15 protein-coding genes are annotated in these 18,458 nt (G+C 40.9%); all 15 read right to left on the bottom strand.

What is annotated here, in order from left to right; translation table 11 throughout:
* Positions 1–44: 44 nt before the first annotated feature.
* The 15 genes from JNUCC41_RS20025 to JNUCC41_RS19955 all read right to left on the bottom strand — a co-directional run bounded on the left by JNUCC41_RS20025 (position 45) and on the right by JNUCC41_RS19955 (position 18,131).
* Positions 45–800, bottom strand: coding sequence for an IclR family transcriptional regulator (locus JNUCC41_RS20025; RefSeq protein ID WP_192204502.1), 756 nt, complete (start codon positions 798–800; stop codon positions 45–47).
* 226 nt (positions 801–1,026) lie between these two features.
* Positions 1,027–1,221, bottom strand: coding sequence for an ATP-binding protein (locus JNUCC41_RS20020; RefSeq protein ID WP_192204501.1), 195 nt, complete (start codon positions 1,219–1,221; stop codon positions 1,027–1,029).
* Between the two features lie 459 nt (positions 1,222–1,680).
* Complete coding sequence (locus JNUCC41_RS20015; protein WP_192204500.1) at positions 1,681–2,676, bottom strand: 5-oxoprolinase subunit C family protein; 996 nt, start codon at positions 2,674–2,676, stop codon at positions 1,681–1,683.
* Positions 2,673–3,428 carry a 5-oxoprolinase subunit PxpB gene (pxpB, locus tag JNUCC41_RS20010; protein ID WP_192204499.1) on the bottom strand — a complete coding sequence of 252 codons (756 nt, stop codon included), beginning with the start codon at positions 3,426–3,428 and terminating at the stop codon, positions 2,673–2,675. Before pxpB ends, JNUCC41_RS20015 begins: the two co-directional genes overlap by 4 nt.
* A 23-nt stretch (positions 3,429–3,451) precedes the next feature.
* The gene (locus JNUCC41_RS20005; RefSeq protein WP_192204498.1) at positions 3,452–4,243 is read right to left on the bottom strand and encodes a putative hydro-lyase; all 792 of its coding nucleotides are present in this window, start codon (positions 4,241–4,243) and stop codon (positions 3,452–3,454) included.
* 72 nt (positions 4,244–4,315) lie between these two features.
* Positions 4,316–5,455 (bottom strand): NRAMP family divalent metal transporter, encoded by a 1,140-nt coding sequence (locus JNUCC41_RS20000; protein ID WP_192208245.1) that lies wholly within the window; start codon positions 5,453–5,455, stop codon positions 4,316–4,318.
* 120 nt (positions 5,456–5,575) lie between these two features.
* Positions 5,576–6,334, bottom strand: a complete 759-nt coding sequence (pxpA, locus tag JNUCC41_RS19995; protein ID WP_192204497.1) for a 5-oxoprolinase subunit PxpA — start codon at positions 6,332–6,334, stop codon at positions 5,576–5,578.
* 300 nt (positions 6,335–6,634) lie between these two features.
* Positions 6,635–7,765: an N-methyl-L-tryptophan oxidase gene (gene solA / locus JNUCC41_RS19990; protein ID WP_192204496.1), complete on the bottom strand. Its 1,131-nt coding sequence runs from the start codon at positions 7,763–7,765 to the stop codon at positions 6,635–6,637.
* A gap of 97 nt (positions 7,766–7,862) precedes the next feature.
* On the bottom strand, positions 7,863–9,422 hold the full coding sequence (gene hutH / locus JNUCC41_RS19985) for a histidine ammonia-lyase (RefSeq protein ID WP_192204495.1): 1,560 nt from the start codon (positions 9,420–9,422) through the stop codon (positions 7,863–7,865).
* An 82-nt stretch (positions 9,423–9,504) separates the two neighbouring features.
* The gene (locus JNUCC41_RS19980) at positions 9,505–10,890 is read right to left on the bottom strand and encodes an MFS transporter (RefSeq protein WP_192204494.1); all 1,386 of its coding nucleotides are present in this window, start codon (positions 10,888–10,890) and stop codon (positions 9,505–9,507) included.
* A gap of 278 nt (positions 10,891–11,168) precedes the next feature.
* The gene (locus JNUCC41_RS19975) at positions 11,169–11,321 is read right to left on the bottom strand and encodes a hypothetical protein (protein WP_192204493.1); all 153 of its coding nucleotides are present in this window, start codon (positions 11,319–11,321) and stop codon (positions 11,169–11,171) included.
* A 427-nt stretch (positions 11,322–11,748) separates the two neighbouring features.
* Positions 11,749–13,071, bottom strand: a complete 1,323-nt coding sequence (locus JNUCC41_RS19970) for an MFS transporter (protein WP_192204492.1) — start codon at positions 13,069–13,071, stop codon at positions 11,749–11,751.
* Positions 13,072–13,494: 423 nt separating this feature from the next.
* On the bottom strand, positions 13,495–14,793 hold the full coding sequence (gene hutI / locus JNUCC41_RS19965; protein ID WP_192204491.1) for an imidazolonepropionase: 1,299 nt from the start codon (positions 14,791–14,793) through the stop codon (positions 13,495–13,497).
* Positions 14,790–16,466: a urocanate hydratase gene (gene hutU / locus JNUCC41_RS19960; protein WP_192204490.1), complete on the bottom strand. Its 1,677-nt coding sequence runs from the start codon at positions 16,464–16,466 to the stop codon at positions 14,790–14,792. The genes hutI and hutU overlap by 4 nt, the downstream gene beginning before the upstream one ends.
* Before the next feature lie 195 nt (positions 16,467–16,661).
* Positions 16,662–18,131, bottom strand: coding sequence for a helix-turn-helix transcriptional regulator (locus JNUCC41_RS19955; RefSeq protein WP_192204489.1), 1,470 nt, complete (start codon positions 18,129–18,131; stop codon positions 16,662–16,664).
* Positions 18,132–18,458: the final 327 nt, after the last annotated feature.

Below are 18,458 nucleotides of genomic sequence, written 5' to 3'. Positions count from 1 at the left end.
TCAGGAAAATATATTCCGAAAATGATATGATTTTTCCATTTTCATTAATGTGTTTGAGAACCCAGTTTCACGGAAATGGCCTTGGCGGCTTTCGTTACTTTATCAATCAATTCAGGCAAGCGATCTTCCTGAAATCTTGCTTCAATCCCAGCCACACTAATACCGGCTACTATTTGACCTTTACCATTGAGTATCGGTGCACTCACCGCTTTTGTATAATCCTCAAGTTCTGATGAAGTTATCGTGTAACCATCCACTCTCGCTTCATCCAAAGCATGACGGAGTTTAGTTTTATCCGTTATCGTTCCAATGGCGATTGGTTTTAATTGAACGCTTCCCAAATAATTGTCCCGCTCTTCTTCCGGCAAATACGCTAGGATGATTCGAGAATCGCCAGCGTACAATGGCGAACGTCTACCAATGGAGGTATAAAGGCGAACAGGATGCAGGGTGTCCACCTTTTCAATATACATCGCTTCATCCTTATCCCTCACAATTAAATTCACTGCTTCTTCAACATCATCCCGAAGGTCTTTCATGATGGGATAGGCGATAGACCTGATATCCAAACGTTCTCCTACCAGTTGGCCAAACTGCAGGAATATCAGTCCAAGTGAATAATGGCCATCATCGTCCTTTGTTAAAAACCCCATTTCCTCCAATGATCCCACCATACGATGTAACGACGTTTTCGGCAAATTGGAAAGTTCCATCATTTCATTAAAAGTCAGTTTCGGATGATTTATGAAAAGGGTTAGGATTTGCATGGATTTCACGACGGTCTTGTTATGTGCCTGCATACATTTTCTCCTTTCATGATACAAGTTTTCCTTAACTATCATTCTATTATAAAACATGGAAGAAAGGATGTAATGCGATATAACCGTATTCATTGTTTTTTCGTAAATGCTCTGACGTCCTAATCGAATAAATTTTAACATCCTGCAAGTTTCCATATTAAGAGCGTTAATGGGAAATGCTTAAGCTAGAGGAATAAGTTTCTTCATCATTACGAAAACCCATTCACTATAAAGGCATTTTCAATATTACTTTTGTCCCTTTTCCTTCACCAGAATGAAGAATAAGGTTTCCGCCGGAAGCTCTGGCTCTCTCCTCCATACTGAATAAGCCGACTCCGCGGGTAACTTTTTCTATATCAAAGCCCTTTCCTTTATCTTCTATTTCCACACGAACTTCTTCTTCTATTTCCCGGATTGTCACTGTAGCATCTTAGGTTTGGGCATATTTCCCTATATTTGTTAATGCTTCTTGAATAATACAGTAAATGGTAATTCCTCACCCTTATTGTAAGGTCTTCCCCGATTGTTCTATATCGTGGAACTTCCCTATCCTTTTGGAAAAATCCCCTTAACTTTTGAAAATAAAAAAAACGTTCTGTTGTCAGAACGGTCAATACTCCTAAATTCCATTATTACCCTTTTGGAAAATTCCTAATTGGAAGTTAGGTAATAATAGAGATAAGTTGGCATGGGGATGTTAGGTTCAAGATTTTTTGGGTAAAAAATGTATTTCAGCTTCTCCCCTCTTCCGAAAAAAAGCCAAATTCAAAAGTATCATAGGTAAAGGGGAAAGAAAGGAAACCTCTTATCGTTTACCTTGTATAATGAAACAAAAAAGAAAGCCTCTTAAAGAGTACTTTCTCATCGTTTGCGACCGGAATTATATATCCAGCCACTTGTTCAGGGCTAAGGAAATCGAAGCTTGCAATTCCTTCAATTGCCGTTCTTTTTGCAGCAAAAGCTTTTCAGCCTCCTTTAAGTTCACCCGTGAGAACTGAATGGATTCACCTGGTTTGACCTGCGCGATAATTGGTAAATCTGCCGTGATCACCTGTGCTATCTTAGGATATCCACCAGTTGTTTGGCTATCCGCAAGGAGAATGATCGGGTTTCCATCAGGAGGAACCTGAACGGACCCATTTGTGACCGCTTCAGATAATAATTCCCCATTATCCTTTAATTCCAGTGTCGGTCCTGATAATCTATATCCCATGCGGTCGGATTGATTGGAAACTTTAAATGCCCCCGCAACAAAACTATCTTTACATGAATCTGTGAAGCTTTCATATTGGCTTCCATCGATGAAACGGATGAGAGGTTTTCCTCTTGGCATGAACTCCTTCTCATTGACAAACCACATTGGGAAGGAAAATGAACCTTTGAACGCCCGATCACCAATAATTTTCGAAGGTTCATTAAACTCCAAGACATCGTCAGCCTTTAATGCCCTCCCCATATAGCCGCCAATCCCAGCCCTTAGATAGGTGCTTTTACTCTCCATAACTTCAGGAATGGCGAAGCCACCCGACACTGATAAGTGCGCCCTGCAACCTGATTTACACCCTTCAAAGCGAAGAATCGATCCTTTTTTCACTAGAATAGGCTTCCACATCGGTACAGAGTGATTATCGATTGTAGGTGATAAATTTCCACCCGTTATCGAAATCAGGCAATTCTTCTCGATTTTAATGGTCGGACCCATTAAAGTAATTTCCAATGCCGCTTCTCCTTCTTCATTTCCAACCAACATATTGGCAATTCGTAAAGAATGTCCATCCATTGCCCCGCTTACAATCACCCCATGTTGCTGAAATCCTTTTCTTCCAAGATCCTGTATACTAGTCAATAATCCCGGTTTGATTATACGCAGGCTCACTGTAATCCCTCCTTAAGGATCATTTCTTTATATTCTTGATCCGAAATCGGATGGAACTTCACAATGTCTCCTGCTCGTAATAGACTTGGAGGATTTACATTTGGTAAAAATAGTTTGGATGGCGTCTGTCCGATCAATTGCCATCCACCAGGTGTTGATATAGGATATACACCCGTTTGCATACCGGCGATTCCTACTGCCCCTGCCGGAATGGTCATTCGGGGAGAGGAACGCCTAGGTGTCGCGATTTCTTCCGACATTCCGCCAAGAAACGGGAAACCAGGTGCGAACCCGATCATATAGGCCAAATACTCCCCGGTTGAATGAATGTGAATGACTTCATCAGTAGTCAAATCATTATAACGGGCAACATATTCCAAATCCGGTCCATATTCCTTCCCATAGCACACGGGAATGGAAACTGTTCGATGTGAGAGTTTCTTAGTTTCTTTTAAACACTTTAATTTCCTTTCCAGGATGGAACGGACCACTTCATAAGGAGATATTTCCGTATTCTTGCTTTGTTTTTGATCCTTATAAACAACAAGTGGGTCATAAAACACCGTCAAATTAGTAAAAGCCGGTACACATTCTATAAATCCTGCAAAAGGTTCCTCTTCAAGTAAATCCATTAACAATTTTATTTTTTTGTGTATGCTGTATTCCATTTCAATCCCGAATGTAATCACGATTGCGGAATCGCCCAATGGAGAAAGTGTACATGCAGTTATATTCAATAGCTTTTCCGGCATAGGGACTCATCTCTTTCTGTCAGTTATAAAACTCCTAATTTTTCATCACGAATGTCCGTTATGAACATATGTCCAGGTGCATGCGTGATCATGATCTCCGGTTTGGTCTCCATAGCAATGGATTGCGGCGTTACACCACATGCCCAAAAAACCGGGACTTCCCCATCACGAATCGTGACCGGATCTCCAAAATCGGGATGCTGAATGCTGGAAACACCGATCGCTTCAGGGTCACCAATATGGATTGGAGCCCCATGAACTGCTGGAAACCGCGATGTCACTTGAGCTGCCCTCACCACATCCTTTTGTGGAATCGGCCGCATGCTAGCTACCATTTTCCCATGAAAGATCCCTGCTTCAATGCATGGAATATTGGTTTTATACATAGGCACATTGCATCCCTCTTCAATATGGCGTATCGATATATCATTATTCAAAAGGGCGTGTTCGAATGTAAAGCTGCACCCGATCAAAAATCCAACCATATCGTCTTCCCAGTAGTTTGAGATATCCGTTACTTCTTCCACTAATTCTCCATATTTATATACCCTATATTTAGGTATATCGGTGCGTATATCCCCAGACTTTGCTGCAAATGCGGGAATGGGTGAACCAATTTCCGTAACGTCCAGCAATGGACAGGATTTAGGGTTGCGCTGACAGAATAATAAAAAATCAAAAGCATGCTCTTTTTTTAAGATGGCTAAGTTCGCTTGTGCATAACCGTTTGCCATGCCGGCAGTCGGTTTAATCAATTCATTGTTTCGAATCATGGAACGCAACTCAGCCGGGGTAGCTTGGGAAAGATCGATCATTAGTATTCATCTCCTATTTTGAACTGGCAAACCACTTCAACCTATATTTAATGGATATTCGTTCATTAATCGTTAAAAAAGTGCGGGCAGTTGTTTCATTAAAGTATATACGCCCATTAACGCCATGATGACTACCACGAACACACCGGAAATCGTTAGCCATAAAGGATGCTTATAATCACCCACGATGTTTTTCTTATATGCAGCAATTAGCAATGTTCCAAGAGCAATTGGTAAAATGAGTCCATTGATGGCCCCGACTACTAGCAGCACTTTAACCGGTTGACCAATGAATAGAAAGCAAATGGTCGAAACGACAATAAAACCAATGATTATCCAGTTCGCCTTCTTATTTATCTTTTCGCTGAAAGTTCTGATAAATGAAACGGAAGTATATGCCGCTCCGACTACTGATGTTATTGCGGCAGCCCACATGACGATACCGAAGATTTTATATCCTACATTACCAGCTGCGAGTTGAAAAACGGATGCTGCAGGGTTATCGGGATTAATTTGTAAACCTTTCGATACAACGCCCAATACGGCTAGAAATAAGGCAACACGCATGACCGTCGTTATGAGTATCCCCATTACCGAGCTCTTCGTGACCTGAGGTAATGAGTCAACGCCCTTCACCCCTGCATCCAAGAGACGGTGTCCCCCTGCAAAGGTAATATAGCCACCTACAGAACCACCTACTAACGTTACAATTGCTATAATATCGATTTTATCAGGTGCAAAAGTCCTCACTACCGCTTCCCCGACTGGAGGAGAGGTTGTCCAAGCAACGTAAACCATCAAACAAATCATGAAAAATCCGGCAATTTGCGTAAAACGGTCCATCGCTTTTCCTGCTTCTTTCACCACAAAAATCAGTACCGCGATGACTGCACTTATTGCAGCCCCGGTCGTGGGGGATATTCCCGTCATCGCATTCAGACCTAATCCAGCTCCTGCGATATTTCCAATATTAAATGCCAGCCCGCCCAAAACGATCAGGGCTGCCAGTACATAGCCCAACCCTGGTAGGACCATGTTTGCAATTTCTTGCCCCCGTTTTTCGGATACAGCAATAATGCGCCATACATTTGTTTGGGCAAATATATCAAGAATGACCGAAATAAGAATGACGAATCCGAAACTTGCCGCAAGACTTTGGGTATAAACGGTTGTTTGCATTAAAAAACCGGGTCCTATTGCCGACGTCGCCATTAGGAATGCTGCACCTAACAATAAAGTGCGGTTTGTTTTTGGCTTATTTGGATTCTTTTCCTGTGCTGTTGTATTTTTAATTGGCTCCAATGGAAACTACCTCCTGATGGTTTTGAATTTTCAAGAAAAGGACTTGACTGTTATTTCAGATAATTGTAAAGATTCTTTAATATGACGAGCAAAGGATAAAGCATGTGCCCCGTCCCCATGAATACAAATGGTATCTGCTTTTAAAGCCACATCCGAGCCTTGTTGAGACAGAACCTTTCCCTCCTTCACCATGCGAATGACTTGCGCAATGGCATCATCATCGTTTTCGATCAATGCGTCCTTTTCCAATCGGGAAGTCAATGAACCATCATGTTGGTAGGTACGATCGGCAAATACTTCACTCCCGGTTTGCAATCCGATAGCCTGTCCGGCACGTATTAATTCACTGCCTGACAAACCAAATAAGATAAGCTCGGGATTCACTTTATATACCGCTTCGGCAATGGCCATGGATAACTCTTTATTCTTTGCGGCCATATTGTACAATGCCCCATGCGGTTTCACATGCTGCATACTTCCGCCTTCGGATTGCAGAAAGCCATTTAATGCACCAATTTGATAGACGACAATATCATAAGCTTCCTGTGGTGAAATATTCATATTGCGCCTTCCAAATCCTATTAAATCCTGTAAACCTGGGTGGGCTCCGATTTTGACATTTTTCCCTAAAGCAAGCTGAACCGTTTTTCTCATGACGGTCGGATCACCAGCGTGGAATCCACAAGCTACATTGACAGATGTTACATAATCCAAAATCTCTTGATCATTACCAATACGGTAAGCGCCAAAACTTTCTCCTAAATCACAATTCAAATCAACCGTGTTCATACGACCTTCTCCTTTAATAACGAAAATTTCAGTAAATAATCCATATGAATATGTAGGTACTCTTTCATTCACTCAATACCATAAGTTCCGAAATTCGGAATTTGAGTTTCGCATTTCGGAATATTCTTATCCTATCATATTCTAATTATTTCGACAATACTTTGTTAGATAACCTAACATTAAAGTTGGATACAAGAAGAGCTCTTCATAAATATTAAGCAATAAAAAAAGCCGTTGTTTCCTTTGGAAGAAAGCAACGGCAATGATTAGAGCATTAAGGTGTGAAGCATATTATGACATTCAATTATTGAATCGATTAATAGAAAACAATGAAATATCTTCCTTGCTAGTACCGGAGATAATCAAGTCACTCAAAATTTCACCCATGACACTGCTGAATTTAAAACCGTGTCCAGAGAACCCTGCTGCTATAGCAATGTGTGGATAATAAGGATGTTTATCCACTATAAAATGCTCATCAGGGGTCATGGTGTAGATGCAAGTTTTCCCAAATTTCATTTTTTGATCAGCAGGCATATATTTCCTTAAAAAATTCACCAAATCACCCTCATCATCATCCAATTCACCAAACCCTTCAATACAGCCATCAGGATTTATACGGTTTCCTCCATCATGTCTCCCTATCTTCAATCCAGAACCATTTATACTAGGAAAGCCATAGTATGTACCAATTGAAGTATCAAAAGAAAAAGCCGGAAAATCATTATGATTATATAATTTTTCATTTGCATGAAACCAAGCAAATGTTTTTCTAATGGGTTCTAGCGGCAGGTCTAAATTTAACATCGCCAGTATTTTCGGCGCCCATGCCCCAACTGCAACCACTAAAGATCCTGAGTGGAATGTCTGTTCATCCGTTTTAACCGTGACCCCATCACCATGCACAACTATCTTCCTTACTTCACTGTTTACAATGATGTCGGCACCATTAGATTTCGCAAGTTGTTGATAGGCACTTATGCACTCTTCACTTTTCAACACGCCAGAAGTCGATTCATAGCAACCAATGTAATCTTCTGGCAGTGTTATACCAGGCCATCTATCATGAATTTCATGTGAATCCAAGAATTCCATAGGTAAACCATATTCCATTGCCCCAGCTTTCACTTGTTTAATGAAAGTGGAATTTTCGCTTCCAGCATTCAGGACCCCCGTTGGAAGAAATAATTGTTCCCCCGAATTTCTTTCCAATTCACCCCATAGCTTTTGGGCTTTAAGTGCCAACGATACATACTCCCTTCCTTCACCATAAGCATGTCTAATAATTCTTGTTTCCCCGTGATGGCTGCCCTTATTATGAGGAGGAGCAAAGGAATCCAATAATAATACTTTTTGTCCTTTTTTTGAAAGGTAATATCCTGAAGACATTCCCATAGATCCAGCTCCAATTACAATTACATCATAGTGCATCTTGCATCCCTCCTCTTTTTAAATATGAACCTTCTTTTTTAAAAAAGGAAGCCACTTTACCTTATAAAATAAAGTAAAACAGCTTCCACATGGTTTTTTAGAACTCTATTTCCCCGATTTTAATTTCAACGAGCTTCACTATTTCTCCTTCATGAATTTGCCGATAAACCGCTTCAATGTCAGGATGGAAAAAGCGGTCTTCTTCAACCATCGGGACTTCGCTCCGAACTAAATGATATACCCCCTCCGTGACCGGTGACGGTTTCAATGGCAGATGAAAATCCATTGCTTGCGTTGCCGTCATCAGTTCAATGGCTAAAATATATTCAAGTTTCTTCGAAATCCGATAGGCTTTCTTCGAAGCGAAATAAGCAAAACTTATCACGTCTTCTTGATTTGCGCATGTAGGGACATTATCGATAGTGGCTGGATGCGATAACACCCTGATTTCATTCAGTAGCCCAGCAGCTGTATATTGTGGAATCATGTAGCCACTATTCAATCCTGGATTAACCACTAAGAAATTAGGTAATTCACTAAGGTGATGGTTTACAAGCCGATCTATTCTGCGTTCTGTTATTTTTGCTAAGTTTGCTAGCGCTATGGAAATCGCATCCGCGTATATCCCAACAAATGAACCATCAAAATTTCCAGCCATTAGTGCAATTCCATCTTCCTCTTCCGGAAAAACCAGAGGATTGTCACTTACGGAATTCATTTCATTCTCAATCGTAACAGCAGCGTCTTTCAATACTCTTTTTATCGCTCCATGGACTTGTGGGATGCAACGTAAGCTTAGTGCATCTTGTAATCTATGATCCTGGTATGTATCAATGATTTGGCTGCCTTCAAGAATCCTTGTTACATTTCTGGCTGTCATTGCCTGTTCCTCATGTTTTTTCAATGCATGGGGACGGGGATCAAATGCTTTTATTGTACCTTTTAGCACTTCTAAGGACATAGCTCCCGTAATGTCCGCGGTTTTCGCTGCTTGCATGCTATTGTATAAAGCCAGAACGGCCATCGCAGTGACGGAAGGAGTTCCGCTTATAAGAGCCAGTCCTTCTTTACACCCAAGCGTAACTGGCTTCAATCCAGCTTGCGCTAACGCATCCTTTCCCGGGAGAAGCTCATCATTGTACCACGCCCGCCCCTCCCCGATCACCAATAAAGACATGTGTGCTTCAGGAGACAGATACCCCACAGACCCCTCACCTGGAACATAGGGAAGTATATCGTGATTCAACAGTGAAGCGATCAGATTTAAAACTTGTAAACGGACTCCTGAATAGCCCTGGCCTAAATTCACAAGGATCATCAATTGAATGGCTCTTACGACTTCTTTTTCAAGAGTTTCCCCTACTGAAACAGCATGTGAACGAACAATATTACGTTGAAGGGTTTCTGCGTCCTGTGGGGAAATCACTTCTGTCATATTACTGCCAAAACCAGTCGTTACACCGTAAATCATTCTATTATCATCCAAAAACTTTTCTATTAAGCTTCGTGATTTATTTACTCTTTCACAATATGGCTCAGTGAAAGTAACTTTTGCACCATATCTTGCAACCGCAATTACCTCTTTGATCGAAATCGCACCATCCCCTAGTGCCACCTCTTTAATATCCATAGGATGTGAACAATTAGTAGTTGTCATCCTTACACATCTCCTCTCATATGACTCATCAAGAAGGAGAAAAAGTTTTGGTCCTTCTCATTTATTTGCTTGAAAATTAATCTTATGTTATTTTTTCATTTTTAGTAAAGGGAATATCTGTTTCCATCGGAGGGTGCCCCGCTTCAAGTAAAGGATTACTGGCATCATTAAGTGAAAGCGATTTTGTCTCAGGCGCCCAAGCGATCGATACGATCAAGCCAACCAGCAGAATGGCTGCCATTCCTGCCATTGAGGCACCTAATCCAAATGAACTTAAAGAAACAGGCAGCAGGAATGTTCCAATCGCAGAACCAATTCGACTAATTGCCGTAACCATGCCTATTCCCGATCCACGAATCTCAGTTGGAAAAAGCTCTGCTGGGTATACTAGTGTAAGGTTCGATGCTGCTGACATGAAAAAAGTAAAGATCAAAAAGGCTATCAGCATTAAGAATTGAGAACTATTGTGTAAGAAGCTGAGTGAAAACAATGAAACTGTAAGGATTGTAAATGCCCCGATTGTGAATCCTCTACGAGAAAATTTTGCAAGCAACCAAAGACCAACAATTGCCCCAACAAGCAAGAATAAATTCAGCATCGTATCGGCAAAAAAGTTTTGTTCAAAACCCATTGTACTTAGTATGGACGGCAGGAAAGTGTAAATGGCAAAGTACGGAATAACAAGAGTTAATTTGAATATTCCGCCAAAAGCCATCCGCTTACGAAGCTTTTTACTGAAAAGTCCACGAAATCCTAAAGTCTTTTGGTTTTCAGTGCCAGTCGTCATTTCTCCCATTTCAACGTTCGGTCCAAGGTGTTTTTTTACAATTCGGCGAGCTTCTTCGACACGCCCCATGCTGACAAGCCATCTTGGTGATTCAGGCGTTCCTATTCTTAAGATTAAAACCACAATAGCTGGAATGGCAGCGCTGACAAGCATCCAACGCCATGAGTCTGAACCACCCTGTCCCAGGTAATGACCAACAAAGTTCGATGCTACATATCCAATCGTCCATACTACGTTTATGGACGCGAGGAGAGAGGAGCGGTACTTTTTTGGTGAAAACTCGGCGAGTAAAGTCGTACCGACAGCGTAATCTCCTCCAAGTCCAAAACCGATTAGCAACCGTAAAATAAGCAGCTCTTCTGGACTGCTGACAAAAAATTGTAAAATGGTAGCTACCGTAATAAGTAAAAAGTTTACGAGAAAGATTTTCTGTCTGCCTACACGATCGGAAAGTCTTCCAAGTATTAAAGATCCAGCAAACAGACCGATTAAAGCAGAACTGCCGATCAGCCCTGTCCACATCGCATTCATATTCATTTGAGGCCCGAATACTGTCAGGGCCATCGCGATAATCCCAAGGGAATAGCCATCACAGAAGCTTGATCCGAAGGTAAGTCCAGCAATTCGAAAATGAAACTTTTTAAATGGGGCATCGTCTATAGTGTATTTTTGTTCGTTCAAAGAATCCCCTCCATTTTTTGATTTATCAGATTTATGGATCAAAAAAATTTTACTGCAATACTCCGGTTTTGAACCTGAAATGAAATGACTGGATTTCAGTTCACACTAAATAATGAGATTTTCTGACCTTCAAACATCTAGCACTTACAGGTGTTTTCATTTTATGGTTAAGACTCGTACTAAAATTCAGCAAAGAATATTATGAAATTGTAATCTTTTTATGATTTATATCAACCCATTATACCTTTTAATTACTATTTCATTTTGAAAATATAGTTTTAGGATTGGATCAATTGTTTATCATTGAAATAAATGACTTCACTAAGGATTTTACAGCCTTCAATTATCTCAAATTTTTCCCTAGCTTCCTTTTCTGTGGTAAACTCAAACATTTTTATGCCATTTTTCGAATGGATAGTAATTACCCACATAAAATTCCCTCCACATGGAAGATTAATTTCCCGATTTCCTGAAACACTTTCATTTAATTTCACTGTAAAGCAGTAAAGCATTGAACGCTGCCAATGGGTAGGATGATAAATCACCATCCTACTATTCAACACCATTACATGTGGATAAATACTTCTAAAAGCCCAATTCATCTGCTGAGATGGAAGATCAAGACCTTATTTTTTAAAGTGATTCTTAAAGGCCATTCAGGCTTTAGTAATCACTCTTCACAAATGGCGTTAAAGAGCGTTTTTACTCGACAAATTCATGCTCAAGGCCTTTATTATCCTTTGGAACCGCACGGGCTCTCTTAAAAGCAGGAACTAGATCATCGGAGGCTCCTCTTGTAAACTTCTTCTGAAAGTGAAAAGCATAATCCGTAATTAATATACATCCATTTGCCTTATCTTAGCTAACCATATTAGTGGTGGTTTCCGATGAATTGCCTTTTTTGCCAGGCTTCACGAATACCATGGCTAACATGCCAATCGTGACGGCTATTGATGCTGCAATAAACATGGCATTATATCCATATATGGCGACAAGACTTCCAGTCAAGGTAGGGGCAATTATGGTAGCCAGATTCGCAATGAAATGAGTTACCCCGCCAAATGTTCCAGCTTTATTCGGTTCTGTATCCAGAACCACGATCCAATAAATGGAATTAGGCAAATAATTAAAGGCATTTCCTATACACATTAAAGCAAGTACGGCCGCCGCACTCTCGACAGTCGGAATCAACATAAAACATACAGCTGTACAAAATAAGGAGACTACTGTAAACCAAGATCTTGCAATACGTAAATTCCCTGTTTTCCTTCGTAATATATCCGAGATTTTACCACCTAATAATCCAGTGATAATAGCTCCTACCCAAGGAATCATACCAATATATGATAGAGAAGAAAGTGAATAATTAAATTCATCTTGCAGATATTTGGGGGTCCATGTAAGTAATAGAATATTTACATATAAAAAGGCAAAATATCCAATTGCATTAAATACTAACGTAGGGTTTTTAAAAAAGTGGTACCATGGTACATTTATTTGTTCGTCTAATTTCGTCTCACCTTTTATTAAAATATCTGCTCTTCGAATTTCTTCTAGTTCGGTTTTCGAGACTCTTGGATGATCTTCAGGTAAGTTTGTAAATACTTTGTTCCAAATTGCTACCCAAATAAAACCTAATATACCGAGAATAACAAAAGTTACTTTCCAGTTAGTGAATGTTAGAAGACCTACTACGATGGGTGCAGTAATCAATGCTCCAATTGGTGTCCCCACTAATCCAAGAGCTACAGCAAACCCTTTTTCTTTAGGAGATACCCAGTTTGCCATCGTTCGGTTCATCGTTGATAATGTAGGTCCTTCAGCTAAACCAAATAAAACACGAAACACCGCAAATCCTGCCAAGGCAGAGCCTCCAAATAATGCTGCACCTATGTGACCTGCGAATATTGTCCCAATTTCAAAAAAAGACCATGTAGTTCCGGCAATGATCCACATGAATTTAGGACCTTTCTTATCTGCTAAAGCACCACCAAATAGTGCACCGAATATATATCCATATCCAAAATACCCCAGGATTGCTCCCCAACTTACTGGATCTAAATTGAACTCCTTGATTATTTCAGCTTGGGCATATGAAAGTGCACCTCTATCAATATAATTTATGATTGTAATAACAATAATCATAAAAATGATAAAATAACGATAGTTATTTCTCAACATGTAATCACTCCTAGATGTTTGTTAGAGAGCAGCAATACTGACTGATTTTAAACATAAAAAACAGTAATCTTAAGACCCTAAAACTAGTTTGCATTATGCAGCCTGTAATAAATTACAGCCATGATGACAATCGAATACGGCTTAATTCTAGTAAACTATTAAAAAACCATCAGCGGGCATTCCACCATGGATAGAAGCATGTATACCAGTGCAACTGAAATATCAGATACATCTCTTGCTTTGGCAACTCGGAATACTGTTAGATCATATTGTACGTATCAAAGCCTTTTTACATCCGCCAAAATTCCAGCGGATGTAAAGAGGCTCCTGATACATAGAAGTTCATTTAATGGGCGTTTCATGAGAGATCCGGTCAACCTAATGAAGGGTCGATGGGCATAGCCTCTCTTCTTTTAGTGAATTTTATAGACCAGTCAGGCTTTTGGAATCAGTCTTCACTTTATCATTCACTACTTGCACACCATTTTTCCATACAGATTTAACGTGATTGACCCCAAATAAATATTGCAGCTCCTGATAGTTTTCAACATTCCATAAAACGACATCCGCTTGTTTTCCGACTTCGAGGGAACCGACCCTTTCTTCCCTGTTGATTGCACAAGCAGCATTGTATGTCGCCGCCGTCAGAGCTTCTGCAGGGGTAAGCCGCATCGAAATGCATGCCAGATTCATGACAAGCGGCATGGATGTCGTCGGTGAAGATCCGGGATTGCAATCTGTCGAAATGGCTACAGCCACACCTTCATCAACCATTCGTCTTCCAGGGGCCGCTTCTTCTCGTAAATACAAGGCGGTGGCTGGAAGCAAGCAGGCAATGGTGCCTGACTTCGCCATAGCAGTAATCCCCTCATCGGAAGCTTTTAACAAATGCTCAGCTGAAATGGCTCCTATCTTCGAAGCTAATTCAGCTCCACCGTATGGCTCAATTTCATCAGCATGAATTTTAGGGATCAAGCCGTACTTTTTCCCCGCATTTAAAATCCGCTCTGATTGCTCAGGGGTAAAAACCCCCTTTTCACAAAAAACATCATTGAATTCAGCAAGCTTTTCTTCAGAGACGATTGGAAGCATATCATTAATCAGATGATCGACAAATTCATCCTCACGGCCTTTATAATCCTTTGGAACCGCATGGGCTCCCATAAAAGTAGGAACTAGATCGATCGGATGCTCTTCCTGTAACTTCTTCATCACCCGCAACTGCTTCAATTCGGTTTCCAAATTCATTCCGTAACCGCTTTTACCTTCTACTGTAGTCACGCCATGAGCGAGAAACGAATCAAGTCGGCGCATGGTTTGCTCCATCAATTCTTCTTCACTTGCTTCCCTTGTCATGCGGGTGGTGGCATGAATGCCCCCACCTGCGTTCATAATGTCCATATATGTTGCGCCTTCAAGACGCATTTCAAATTCACGTTCCCGACTCCCGCCATATACAACATGCGTATGTGGGTCAACTAGCCCAGGTGTCACCAAATGGCCAGTTGCATCAAAGACTTCAGCTTCATGCATTCTATCTGCATAGAGTTCTTCCAATTCTTTGGTCGTACCGATCGCTTGGATCAAACCAGATTCCATCCATATACTTCCATCCGTAATCAACCCAAGCTCTGACATTGCCTCTTTAGAACGAGGACCTTTCCTATCAGAGGTAAGGGTTGCAAGTTGAGCGGCATGTTTTATCCAAATTGGTTTTGTCATTTTTTATCAATTCCTTTATCAAGCATCGGGATATTAATACCTCTTTCACGGGCTGTTTCCTCTGCCAGTTCATATCCTGCGTCAACATGACGCACTACACCCATCCCAGGGTCAGTTGTCAACACTCTTTCAATCCTGGCTGCTGCTTCTTTTGTGCCATCTGCCACAATTACAACGCCTGCATGCATGGAGTAACCCATTCCTACGCCGCCGCCATGATGTACGGAAACCCAGGTTGCACCGCCAACTGCATTCACCATTGCATTTAATATCGGCCAGTCAGCCACTACATCGGAACCATCCTTCATGGCTTCCGTTTCACGATTCGGCGAAGCGACAGAGCCAGAATCCAAATGGTCACGACCAATCACGATTGGGGCCTTTAATTCACCGCTTGCAACCATATCATTGAGGATTTTACCAAAACGGGCGCGCTCCCCATAACCAAGCCAGCATATGCGGGAAGGCAGACCTTGGAACTGAATTTTTTCTTGAGCCATTCTGATCCAGTTACATAAATGTTCATTATCAGCGAATTCGCGTAAAATGGCTTGGTCTGTTTTATAAATATCTTCTGGATCCCCAGATAAAGCCACCCAGCGGAAAGGACCTTTACCTTCACAGAATTGTGGACGGATATAAGCAGGAACGAAGCCCGGGAAGGCAAAAGCATTCTCTACCCCTTCATCTTTCGCAACTTGACGGATATTGTTGCCATAATCAAATGTCACGGCTCCTTTTTCCATCATTTCAAGCATCGCTCTTACATGTTTGGCCATTGAAGCTTTAGAGAGTTCAATATACTTTTCTGGGTCCGAATTTCGTAACTCTGCCGCTTCCACCATTGACAGGCCTGAAGGAGTATATCCATTTAGCGGATCATGGGCCGAAGTCTGATCCGTCAAGACATCAGGGATGAAGTTCCTTGCGATCATTTCCGGTAGAATATCTGAAGCATTCCCAATCAAACCAATCGATAATGCTTTCCCTGCAAGTTTAGCTTCATTGGCTAAACGAATGGCTTCATCCAATGAATCCGTTTTCACGTCGGTATAACGAGTCTCAATCCTCCTGTCAATTCTTGTCTCATCTACATCGATCCCGATACAGACACCACCGTTCATCGTAACTGCCAACGGCTGTGCCCCTCCCATTCCGCCTAAACCTGCCGTTAGTGTAATGGTGCCTTTTAACGAGTTATTGAAATGTTGTTTTGCAAGCTCGGCAAAGGTCTCGTATGTACCTTGTACGATCCCTTGAGATCCGATATATATCCAGCTGCCCGCTGTCATCTGCCCATACATCATCAATCCCTTTTTATCAAGTTCATGGAATGTTTCCCAGTTCGCGTATGCAGGGACGATATTTGAATTTGCAAGCAGGACACGTGGTGCATCCGAATGCGTTTTAAAAATGGCCACCGGTTTCCCTGATTGGACAAGTAAAGTTTCATCTTCTTCAAGCTCTTTTAGTGATTTGACGATTGCATCAAAGCATTCCCAGTTACGAGCTGCTTTCCCAATCCCTCCGTATACCACCAAATCTTCCGGACGTTCAGCAACTTCAGGATCCAAATTATTCATGAGCATTCTAAGCACTGCTTCTTGTTGCCATCCTTTAGTATGCAATTCTGTTCCAGTATACCGGATAACCTTGTTTGTAATCGTGTTCATTTTCATTTCCCCCTTGTTTTTGTTATATATTCATTCTATAAGGAAAATTCAGAATAATTTATTATAATTTAATGATTATTTTATAATTTATTTTAAGTTTTTGTAGTTAACTTTATTTTTTTATGAATAATTTCAATAATTACATTGTTATGAAATAAATAAAAAAGGACGATTCATTTATTGAATCGTCCTTTTTTATAATCCAGACCGATATGCTGATGGTGTACACTCTTCAAGCAGTTTGAATTTGGCATTAAAATAAGTTTGATGTGAATAGCCGGCTAATTGTGAGATTTCCTCCAATGATAAATCCGTTTCCTTTAATAAACGTTTAGCTTCCCTAATTCGAACTTGATGCAGAGTATTTCGAAAAGACTCGCCGGATTCTGCCGCAAAACGACGGCTGAGTGTGCTTTTATTGATACGCAGAGTATCTGCACAACTCGCTAGATTCCACTGGGCGTCCCAATAGTTGGACTCGATCAGCTCCCTTGCTTTTTCGCTAAGTGTGCGTGCCCCTTCCTGTAATTGTCCATGATCCTGCAGAAGCATATGGGTGGTGAACGCATGCAGCTCTTTTACTATTTGATGGATGACAGGTTTATGTACAATTTGCTGAAATACATCATAGTATATTGCTTCTAGAGAAGCATTTTGCAAGTTGTATGATTTCATATGCCTACGAATCTGTGCGAGTACACTTGTAAGGCGGATACGAACGATTTCCGGGTCGGGGTATGGTCGTTCAAAAGTAAGGAATTCACGCTCAATCCAGTTCCTGATGGCTTTCGCATCCCGCCTTTCGAGCATTTCTATCCAAAGTCTTTGTTCAAGAGGAGTTAGGAATGGGTCCATCTCTTGAGGAGAAGTCTGTTGACTTTCGGCTAAAATGATATCATATCCATCGAAAAAGATTTGTCTCGTAAATTCACGTGTTTGCTGATACATCCTTTTTAAAGACTCATTTGCAGTTGCCGCTTTTATTATGATGGCAAGGGGCTCATCCATTCTTTCTTTCCAGTGAGCAAGGAACGCTTGGTACTCTTCCTTATATACCTCATTTTCCTTTATTTCCTGGACACATAAAATAAAATCCGATAAAGCGAAGATTTGATTCTTCCCAGTAAAAGAATATCGTTGCAGTTCATCATAAACTAAAGGAAGGGTCCTGTTATCAGGTGTCAAAAAGGCGACCATGGTTATTCGACTTTCATGCCCCCGGTCTGTCAAGAAGAAATCCGGATATCCAATATCCAGAGCATGCCCATCATCCATTGTGTTTGTCGAAAGAAGACCTGGGCCATTTCTCAATTGAAAACGCAATTGTTGGATATGTTTTACCAAATCCGCCGAAGAAAAAGGACGGAATAAAACATCTTCAGCACGAAAGCGTAAGGCTCGATAAGCCGTTTGAAAGATTCGCTCAGAGGAAATGCCTAACCATCGAATTCCCCTCCGCTTTAACGAAACACCCATTGCCTCACTTTCATCCGTCCAAATATCCATATCCAAAATAACGAATTCCGGTTGCTGATTGCGCATGCCCTTTTCAAATTCTTCAATCGTTTTCCATAAGATCAGTCTAACTCCCGTTAGGTGGGACTCCACTATCCAACGAATTCCTTGAGCCTCAATCTCATCTTTCGCCACCAAATGAATTTCCACATCATCACCTCATTTCTGCTGTTATTCCTGTAATGAATAAATTGAAGTCAGTACATGAAAAGAAAAGGACTCCCCTATCTTTCCGAAAGCACTTATATCTCATCTCCATTCTAATCCCGCCGAAAACCACAAACAAGCCTTATTGGGCAGAACCTTCGATTTAGATTGAAATTTGACATGCTCAACCAGTATTTTCATCCCATTATATGTACTTCCTTACTTCCTATATGAAAATAAAAAAAACATCATGGAAACCTTATGATTTCCGATGATGTTTCGTTTATAGTCACTTTTAATCTCCATACATTTACGACCGTTAAAATTCAT

The sequence above is a fragment of the Brevibacillus sp. JNUCC-41 genome (assembly GCF_014844095.1).
GTDB lineage: Bacteria > Bacillota > Bacilli > Bacillales > DSM-1321 > Peribacillus > Peribacillus aracenensis.
The sequence above is the reverse complement of the archived record's forward strand: the minus strand, read 5'-3'. Positions and strand labels throughout refer to the sequence as shown.